Source organism: Desertivirga arenae, from assembly GCF_017355785.1.
GTDB lineage: Bacteria > Bacteroidota > Bacteroidia > Sphingobacteriales > Sphingobacteriaceae > Desertivirga > Desertivirga arenae.
Map to the genome: position 1 here is coordinate 228823 of NZ_JAFEWE010000009.1, position 9149 is coordinate 237971.

Here is a 9149-nt window from a genome sequence, read left to right on the forward strand (position 1 = left end):
AGAATCTATGATAAAAAGCCTTTCATGCCTGTTTGTTGCCGCCTTCATCGGAATAAGTGTTCAGGCTCAAACTACAGCCAAACCATCTAAATTGCCTCCAAATATGTTCCAACATAAGCTTGCAAATGGTCTGGATATCCTGGTTGTAGAAGATAATACTGTTCCCCTTGCAACGATAGAAATTGCTGTTAAAAATGGTTCCTATACCGAAACACCCGAGTATAATGGGTTGAGCCATTTATACGAGCACATGTTCTTCAAGGCAAACAAGGACTATCCCAGTCAGGAGGATTTCCTGAACCGGGTAAGTGAGTTAGGTATACAGTTTAACGGAACTACAAGCTACGAACTGGTTAACTACTACTTTACTTTGCCTAAGTATAATCTGGTTGAAGGTTTGAAATTTATGAATTCAGCTATCAGATATCCAAAATTTGATGCCGCGGAAATGGCAAAGGAAAATGTGGTAGTAGATGGAGAATTTCAACGGAATGAATCAAATCCTTATTTTGCATTGAACGATGAAATGAACCATCGTTTGTGGGGAGATTTGTATAGTCGTAAAAACACCATTGGTGATCACCAGGTAATTCGTTCAGCCACACCAGCTAAAATGGATACGATAAAGAACAGGTACTACTGGCCAAATAATTCTCTCATTACTGTCGCCGGCGATGTTAAGCATGAGGATGTATTTAAAAATGTTGATGCGATTTTCAGTACATGGACTCCTTCTGGCTTTGATCCGGCTAAAAGATGGCCGGTGCCCGAGTTTAAACCACTTCAAAAGACAGATTATTTTATTGTAGAATCTGATTTGTCAAGAGTTCCTTTGGTGATGATGAACTGGCACGGACCCGATACAAGAACTGATCTTCAGGCAACCTATGCTGCCGACGTATTTTCTTACATCATCAATCAAAATTCATCTAAGTTTAGTAAGGCTTTAGTTGATGCCGGTCTGGCCTTGCAGGTTAATATTGGTTATTTAACCCTCGCTCATACTGGTCCGATCAGTGTATTTGTTGTACCTAATCCTAATAAGATCCGGGAATGTATGGCCGAAGTGAAGAAACAGATGGCTTTGTGGGATTCGGATGATTATATTACCAATGAACAAATAGAGACAGCTAAAAGACAATTGGAAATTAGTCAGGTAAAGGAAGCAGAGATTACTTCTGAATTTACACATACTATATCCTTCTGGTGGGCAGCCGCATCCATTGATTATCTGAGTACCTACGTTGATAACTTGCGTAAAGTGAACCGGGATGACTTGAAACAATACGTAAGGAAATATATTAAGAACAAACCTTATGCTGCCGGTATGTTGATCAGTGCAGAAGCGAGACAACAATTGAAACCTGATACTTACTTTAAAGCTGACTAAGTACTACCACTAAAAACTACATAAATGAAAAAGACATTTGTCAATATAATCCTCCTTTTTATCACTGCTAATCTTTTCGGTCAAAGTACAACTACTTCATTTACCGTTGCGGGAATTAAGGTGATCCTTAAACCAACTATTAAAGAGGTAATCGATGTAAATATGTATTACCGTGGAGGGGTAGCTAACTACCCTACTACTAAGGCAGGATTAGAAAATCTTGTTCTCGCTGCTACAGCAGAAGCCGGGACTAAAAAATACAATGCCAATGCCTTCCGTGATAGAGCGGATATGTACGGAATTGATCTGGGAGGTTCATCTGGTTATGATAACGGTATGATCAGCATGACTTGTATCTCTCGTTTTTTTAATCAGGGCTGGGATCTATTCGCCAGTGCAGTAGCTAATCCAGTGTTTGAACCCCGGGAAATTGATATGCTTAAAGAAAAGATCATCTCAGGAATTAAACAATCTGAATCTGATCCTGATGATCGCATAGAACAACTTACGATGCAGAATGCATTCGCGGGAACTCCTTATGCAACCAATCCTACGGGAGAAGAGGCAACATTGAGTAAGCTCACAGCAGCTGATTTGAAAAACTATTATTATAATACCTTACTGAATAAGAACCGCATGTTCATGGTAATAGTGGGGAAAATAACCAGGGAAGAAGTAACGAAGAAGATCCTGGCTTCTTTTGCAACCATACCAGCCCGTACTTACAAACCTGCTGTTTTACCAGGACCGAAAGAAAGCGGGAAATTGTTAGTTGAACAAAGGCAACTGGCTACCAATTATATTACAGCAAGCATCGATGCACCTAAGTTAAATAGTCCTGATTACCTGCCTTTTCGTTTGGCTATTTCTCATTTGAGCAACAGATTGTTTAGAGAGATCCGAACAAAACGTAACTTGTCTTATGCTCCTTATGCTTACTCAACTACGCGTTTAATGCCGTATGCTGTAATGTATGTAAGTACAACAGAACCGAAAGCCTCTGTTGAAGTAATGCTGGAACAATTGAAAGATCTACGCGACAATGGATTTGCAGAAGAGGAGTTGCTATCGGGAAAGAGTAATTTTATTACCAGTAATTATATGAAAGAGGAAAGCAGTAGTGCAATTGCTTCAGCTCTTGGAAATGCAGAAGTAATGGGCGACTGGCGTATTGCAGATGAGGCGGCAGAAAGGATTAACAAAGTAACGCTTCCTCAAATGAACGCGGTGCTTAAAAAATATATAACGACGATAAGGTGGAGTTATCTGGGAGACCAAAAACTGGCCAATGAAAATGCCGCGGTCTTTAAAAGTAAGATTTGATTCGAAAGGTTCTTTGACGGATAGTTCCACAAAGAACCTTTTTTCTTTTCAACAAAACCGATTCATTGCTGTTCTGACCATTGATCAAACAAATACTTGAAAATCCTCTGCTTTAGAATCAAAATTAAAGCAACTGATGCAACCTCGTTACCATTGAAAAATTTATTCAGATGAAAATTTTAACCATTACTCTAAATCCAACTGTAGATAAAAGTACTTCCATTGACAAACTGGTTCCTGAAAAGAAACTTAGATGTGAGCAGCCTAAGTTCGAACCTGGAGGGGGTGGTATAAATGTATCAAGAGGCCTCGGGCGCCTGGGTTATGAATCGACTGCATTTTTTCCTTCCGGGGGCCGAACTGGAAAATTGCTTGAATCATTACTGGAAAAAGAAAACGTAAAGGCGCATGCCGTGCCTGTTTCAGGAGAAACGAGGGAAAATTTCATCGTGGTAGAAACCTCAACCAATCAGCAATTTCGGTTTGGAATGCCTGGTTCGGAGGTTACTCAGGAAGAGCAATCCAGTATTTTAAGTTCTTTAGATAGTCTTTCCCCATCTCCGGAATTTATAATCGTGAGCGGCAGCTTACCTCCTGGAATTGAAGCAGCCTTCTTGAGAGACATTGTAAAACTTGCTAAGGAAAAAGGAGCGAAGGTTATTGCTGATACCTCTGGTGATGCATTAATGCAGATGGTGGAAGAGGGGGTTTTTCTTTTAAAACCAAATCTTGGAGAACTTGCTAATCTGACAGGTATTGAATCTCTTGATAATGATACAGCAGACGACGCGGCTCAGAAACTAATAGCTCAGGGGAAAACAGAAGCTATTGTAGTTTCATTAGGGCCGCAGGGAGCTTATTTGGTTACTAGGGATATAACAAAGCTTATCCCGGCTCCAACCGTTAAAAAGTTAAGCACTGTTGGTGCTGGCGACAGCATGGTGGCTGGAATGGTGTCTGTATTAGCTAGAGGAGGCGATTTTATTGAAATGGTGAGGAGGGGAGTGGCTTGTGGAAGCGCAGCAACAATGAATTCGGGAACTCAACTCTTTAAAAAGGAAGATGCAGACCGCCTGTTCGAATTTCTAAGCCGGGAAAATTAGTAGCTTCCTCTAAGCCAAAATCCCTCTATATTTGCAGACATTTCTTTTTCTAATGGAACTACAGCAGATAATCAGTAAAATGGTAGGGGATACCGGTTTGCATTGCAAATGGCTGAACACACTTTCTTTAATGGAAAATACAGGGGCCCGTAAAATTTCAGCATGTGAGCATAAAACAGATGTTACCCTGATTATATTGAAGCATGCAGCAGAAGAGCATCGGCATGCTTACTATTTAAAGAAGCAGATCGCTAAATTATCAGAAGGTTATTCAAGCTATGCGGATCCATTTCTGATAGCTCCTGCAGAAAGTCGATTGTACCTTAGTAAGCTGGATCTGGAAGTATGTAAATACTTAAAATCAGAGTTGGGTTTGTCTGGACAAGAGTTGAAGTTCGGCGCTTATCTGCTCGTAACCTATGCAATAGAGGTCAGGGCCGACGAATTATATCCGATATACCAGGCAGCATTAGACGAAGTTAAAAGCAAGGTTAACGTGAAATCTATTATACTGGAAGAAGAGGGGCATTTGGAGGAAATGCTGGCCCAACTGAAGAATTTTTCTAACCAATGGGAAAAGCATGCCACTAAGGCGGTGGAGATAGAAAGTTCTTTATTCAGCTCCTGGATAGGAGCACTCGATATGGAATTGGCTACAGTTTCTATATAATTCCAAAGATAACCAGACAGAGTATTCCAAATCCTCTGTCTGATTATTAATTTCTACTTACACTTCTAAATTCCCTTCAATAGAGTCATCCATTGTTTTTCCAGATACAACCGATGCTGCCATTTTCAGGAAGGAAACTGCCTCTCCATGTTTGGTATCCCAGTAATAAGATTGATGGGGAATCACCTTTAGAATACTGATCCTTGGATCGTCCTTTCCACCTTGGAACCATGTTTTCATAATAGGATCCCAAAGTTCGTCGATTTTTGTCCTATCCTCGCTTATCTCAGAAATGCCATATACACTTAAAAATGCAGAATGCTTGCGTCCCTGAAAAAGCAGTTGCACAAAGGGATCAGCATTTATCTCAGCATTTTTATTGCTGTCATTACTGCTGAGGAACCAAATATTACCTTCTTCATCTACCTTCTGCGCCGCCATAGGACGGGTAGAAAAAGGCAGGCCGGTTTTAATGTCAGAACAGAAAAAGCAAGTTTCCGCCTTTTCAACTAACTCTTTCAGCTTTGCAACAGCTTCTTGTCCCTCCAGACTTTTGAAATTATCTTCTGCTTGTTGTTGATTTATACTATCCATAGGTATTTCAATTTGAACTAATAACTGGAAACCTGGTCACCTGTTTGGGCGGGGGACCAAATTTCCTAACCTCCAGTATAAAATGAATGAAATATGATGAACAAGCTTGTTTGCTACAAATTCTCAAGAAGGGGTAGTTTAAACCAAAAAGTACTTCCTTTACCTTCTAAGCTATCTACGCCAATTTCACCTTTGTGGTATTTCACTATCTCTGCACAGAGGTATAATCCTATTCCGAATCCAGAAACGTGTTCTACCTGCTTATCTTCTACCCGGTAAAAGCGATTAAAAATTTTATCAAGATTTTGAGGTTTTATACCGATACCCTCATCTCTAACAATCACCTTAACCGCAGGGCCATTAAGCTCAGAAGTAATTGTTACTTTGCTATCTTTAGGAGAATACTTAACGGCATTGCTGAGGAGGTTGTTAATCACTTGTCCTAGTTTGTCTCTGTCTCCACGAATCTGAAACTCACCCATCGGTTTAAAGATCAGCTGGTGAGTATTATCCAGCAAATAGAAATCCTCCAGACTTTCTGTAATCAGTTGAGAGAGATCAAACTCAGTCAGGTTTAAATATATTTTTCCTTCTTCAAGTCGACTAACATCAAGAAATCCCTGGATTAGCTTCTTCATTCGTTCTACTTGAAGAAGAGACTTCCTCACAGAGGCTTCTATTTGCTGGTCTTTTAATTGCGTTGCTTTGCGTTCTGTAAGTTGCAGATGCGCTTTGAGAGTAGTTAAAGGAGTTTTAAGTTCATGACTTACCATACTTATGAAGTCATTCTTCAATTGTTCCTGTTGCTTCCTTTCTGTGATGTCGTCAAAAACAAGGGCTACTTGCCTGCTGGAAGGACCTCCAACTTTTGATGCATAAACATTAAACCATTTGTGGAACACCTTTGAATAATTTTCAAAGCGGATGGCTTTTCCCGTTTCTGCAACATTACTGTAGGAATCAATCCAAAACTGCTCAGCGCCACTGGCAATCCCTTTTAACGTTTTTCCTTCCGCTGATTTTACCCCTGTAAGGTTTTCAAACGCTTCATTAGTTAAAAGATAAAGAAGATCTACGGGATTATTCAAATCATCATACAAGACTTCCAGAATACAAAATCCCTCGTCGATAGTGTTAAAAAGGGTCCTGAACTTGTCTTCAGAATCCCTCAGCGTTTTTTCAGCCTGAGCACGCTGTACTGCTGCCCAGGTGCGCTCTGCAACTTCGTAAGTCAAGTCTATCTCTTCCTGCGTCCAGTTTCTTGGTTCTTTATTATGAACATACATTGCTGCCACAAAGCAGTCGTCTTTTATCAGAGAAACGGTTAAAGCTGCCCGGAATTGTAGAGCAGCAAAAGCTGCCTGCATCTCCGGGGCAGCAGTCCTCGCATCCTCTAGCATATCGTTCACCACCAAATTTTTTCCTGTTCTAAGAGCTTCAAGAACTTCAGGGCCAAATTCTGCCAAATCATGAACTCCATGATGATGATCTACAGTTCCATCAGTCCAGTTATGATCTGTTCTGAACCAACGCTGTTCTTGCCGGTCTACATCTCCATAACCAACTCTCGATGTGTTTAAATATTCTCCAAGTATTCTTGCAGCTTCTTTTTGAATTTCTGCCGGATTGGCAAGTGGACGTAAGGTATCGCTCAGTTCTAGTAAGAAAGCCTGCCGTTGCTCTGCCTGAAGCAGCTTTTTCTCGTTAACAAGATGCTGACTTATATCTACGGCCGTAGCTAGTACAGCATAAGGATCTCCTTTTGTATTTATCCTTGCTTTAAGGAAGTATTTAAGGTAAAGTGGACCATTTACATTTTTATTAATGGATAAATGGCTTTCTCCGGAAAATGATTGTTCTGGAAACTGAATTGTTTCTTCAAGGTGCCTATAAATGTCCTGGTTAATCAGTTCAGGAAAAATTGCTCCAATAGGTCTTCCAATGCTCGAACCTGATTTTTGCAGTAACAGTAATAGGGATTGATTAGCAGCCACCAAAATATGATCAGGACCAGCTAGAACGCAGGCTGCCATAGGTAGACTATCAACAAGAATTTGCTCCTCTTTATAAAAATCCATCGTCATCTTAAAACCGGTATAAAGTTATCCGATTTTTACAGCTACTATAAGGATTCCGAGGAAATTGTTTTGGTATATTAATAACTTGATCCATATATAATAATAACTGTTGCAGATTTACGACCGTCTACGTTATTAAGGAATGGAATTAAAAGTAATAAGTATTGATAGAATAGACATCGCTGAGCTAGAGACAGACGAGCGGGTGATAAATAGTGTTGACGATGCACTAGATTTGATAGGCAACAGTGGATATCTTGGTGCCCAAGGGATTATTTTGAAAAAACAGAATCTGGCAGAAGGCTTCTTTAAGCTTGAAACGAAACTTGCTGGCGAAATTCTTCAGAAATTCTCAAATTACAGAATGAAACTTGCTATAGTTGGAGAATTTGATAAAGATAAAAGTAAGAGTTTAAAAGACTTTATTTTCGAGAGCAATAAGTCAGGGCAGATATTTTTTACTGAAAGTGTGGCCGAAGCCAGGAGACTTTTAAGTGCAAAATGAAGCGAGAGCCTAATTCTGTTTTACTTATAACTTATACTTGTTCGGTAGGCCATATACCTTATCTTTGACTATCTATGATAGCCTCTAATCAGGAAAAACAGCCCTCAGCGCTTGGCTTTATTTTCGTTACTCTCCTGGTCGATATTATTGGCCTTGCGATTATCATTCCTGTGTTGCCACGATTAATAGAAAAATTAATACAGGGAAGTATCAGCGAAGCATCCAGAATATCAGGACTGCTTCTGGTTGCTTACGCAGTAATGCAATTCCTGTTCTCTCCCCTCATTGGCAACTTGAGCGATAAATATGGCCGTAGGCCTGTTCTGCTCTTTTCGCTACTCGGACTAGGAGTGGATTATATCTTCATGGCATTTGCACCTACCATTTTGTGGCTTTTTATAGGGCGTATAATTGCCGGAATAGCAGGAGCTAGTTTCACCACGGCCTCAGCCTATATCGCAGACGTTAGCAGTCCCGAGAAAAGGGCTCAAAATTTTGGGATGATTGGTGTTGCTTTTGGATTAGGGTTCATTATTGGTCCGGTAATCGGGGGGATTCTCGGAAAAATGGATGTTCACTACCCCTTTTATGCTGCAGCTGCGTTGGCGCTATTAAATGCGCTTTATGGTTTTTTTATTCTACCAGAATCTTTATCTCCTGAGCATCGTCGCCCTCTGGAACTTAATCGCTGTAATCCTCTGGGCAGTCTACTTCAACTTAAGAAATACCCCGCAGTAACAGGTTTGGCCCTTTGTCTTTTCGTTGTCTATTTTGCCGGTCATGCAGTACAGTCTGTATGGACTTTCTATACTATGTATAAGTTCGGTTGGGATGAAGATCTTGTAGGATACTCATTGGGATTTGTAGGTTTATGTTCAGCGGCAGTCCAAGGGGGATTGATCAGGGTACTTATTCCAAAAATAGGGGAACAACGCAGTATCTGGATTGGGTTACTGCTTTATGCCCTCGGCATGTTTTTGTTCGGAGTGGCCACTTCCGGTTGGATGATGTTCGCGTTCCTAATACCTTATATGTTAGGAGGTATTTGCGGGCCAGCATTACAGGGAGTGATGACCAGCGAAGTTCCGCCTAATGCACAAGGAGAGCTTCAGGGGGGATTAACCAGTTTAATGGCCTTAAGCTCGATCTTCGGTCCCTGGTTTATGACCTACGTTTTTTACTATTTTACTAATCCAAAAGCTCCCGTTCATCTTCCAGGCGCACCTTACTTTATTGGAGGAGTTTTAATGTTAATAAGTGTTTTCCTTGCCATAGGAAACTTCAGGAAACACGGAGCAAAAAAAGAATCAAGAATCTAACTCCTTCATCTTTCAATTCTTTCGTCATGGGCTAAAGCTATGTCTAGTCCTAGTATAGCTTTACACTCGTCCTGGATTAATTTGACATCGTCCTGAATAGGACTTAACATATCCTGATTAAGGATTACATTTTATTTAGCTCGAATATAGCAATTGTTCTTGCTGAA

At 40.4% G+C, this 9149-nt stretch carries 8 protein-coding genes; 6 read left to right on the plus strand and 2 right to left on the minus strand.

Annotated elements, in window-relative coordinates; genetic code table 11:
- Positions 1-7 precede the first annotated feature (7 nt).
- From J4N24_RS17975 to J4N24_RS17990, 4 genes are all read left to right on the plus strand, one after another.
- Complete coding sequence (locus J4N24_RS17975) at positions 8-1390, plus strand: M16 family metallopeptidase (RefSeq protein WP_207535098.1); 1383 nt, start codon at positions 8-10, stop codon at positions 1388-1390.
- Between the two features lie 24 nt (positions 1391-1414).
- Entirely contained in the window at positions 1415-2713 is a 1299-nt protein-coding gene (locus tag J4N24_RS17980; protein ID WP_207535099.1) for a M16 family metallopeptidase, read from the plus strand.
- A 170-nt stretch (positions 2714-2883) separates the two neighbouring features.
- The gene (locus J4N24_RS17985; protein WP_207535100.1) at positions 2884-3816 is read left to right on the plus strand and encodes a 1-phosphofructokinase family hexose kinase; all 933 of its coding nucleotides are present in this window, start codon (positions 2884-2886) and stop codon (positions 3814-3816) included.
- A gap of 52 nt (positions 3817-3868) precedes the next feature.
- On the plus strand, positions 3869-4486 hold the full coding sequence (locus J4N24_RS17990; protein WP_207535101.1) for a hypothetical protein: 618 nt from the start codon (positions 3869-3871) through the stop codon (positions 4484-4486).
- Between the two features lie 57 nt (positions 4487-4543).
- Here J4N24_RS17990 and J4N24_RS17995 read toward each other — a convergent pair whose 3' ends face one another.
- The gene (locus J4N24_RS17995) at positions 4544-5080 is read right to left on the minus strand and encodes a pyridoxamine 5'-phosphate oxidase family protein (RefSeq protein ID WP_207535102.1); all 537 of its coding nucleotides are present in this window, start codon (positions 5078-5080) and stop codon (positions 4544-4546) included.
- A gap of 113 nt (positions 5081-5193) precedes the next feature.
- Positions 5194-7158: an ATP-binding protein gene (locus J4N24_RS18000; RefSeq protein WP_207535103.1), complete on the minus strand. Its 1965-nt coding sequence runs from the start codon at positions 7156-7158 to the stop codon at positions 5194-5196.
- A 142-nt stretch (positions 7159-7300) separates the two neighbouring features.
- Here J4N24_RS18000 and J4N24_RS18005 point away from each other — a divergent pair, with 142 nt between their 5' ends.
- Together J4N24_RS18005 and J4N24_RS18010 are read left to right on the plus strand one after the other, a co-directional pair.
- A complete protein-coding gene (locus J4N24_RS18005; RefSeq protein ID WP_207535104.1) occupies positions 7301-7663 on the plus strand; it encodes a DUF4180 domain-containing protein in 363 nt (120 codons plus the stop codon).
- Between the two features lie 74 nt (positions 7664-7737).
- The gene (locus J4N24_RS18010; protein WP_207535105.1) at positions 7738-8982 is read left to right on the plus strand and encodes a TCR/Tet family MFS transporter; all 1245 of its coding nucleotides are present in this window, start codon (positions 7738-7740) and stop codon (positions 8980-8982) included.
- The last annotated feature ends 167 nt before the right edge of the window (positions 8983-9149 follow it).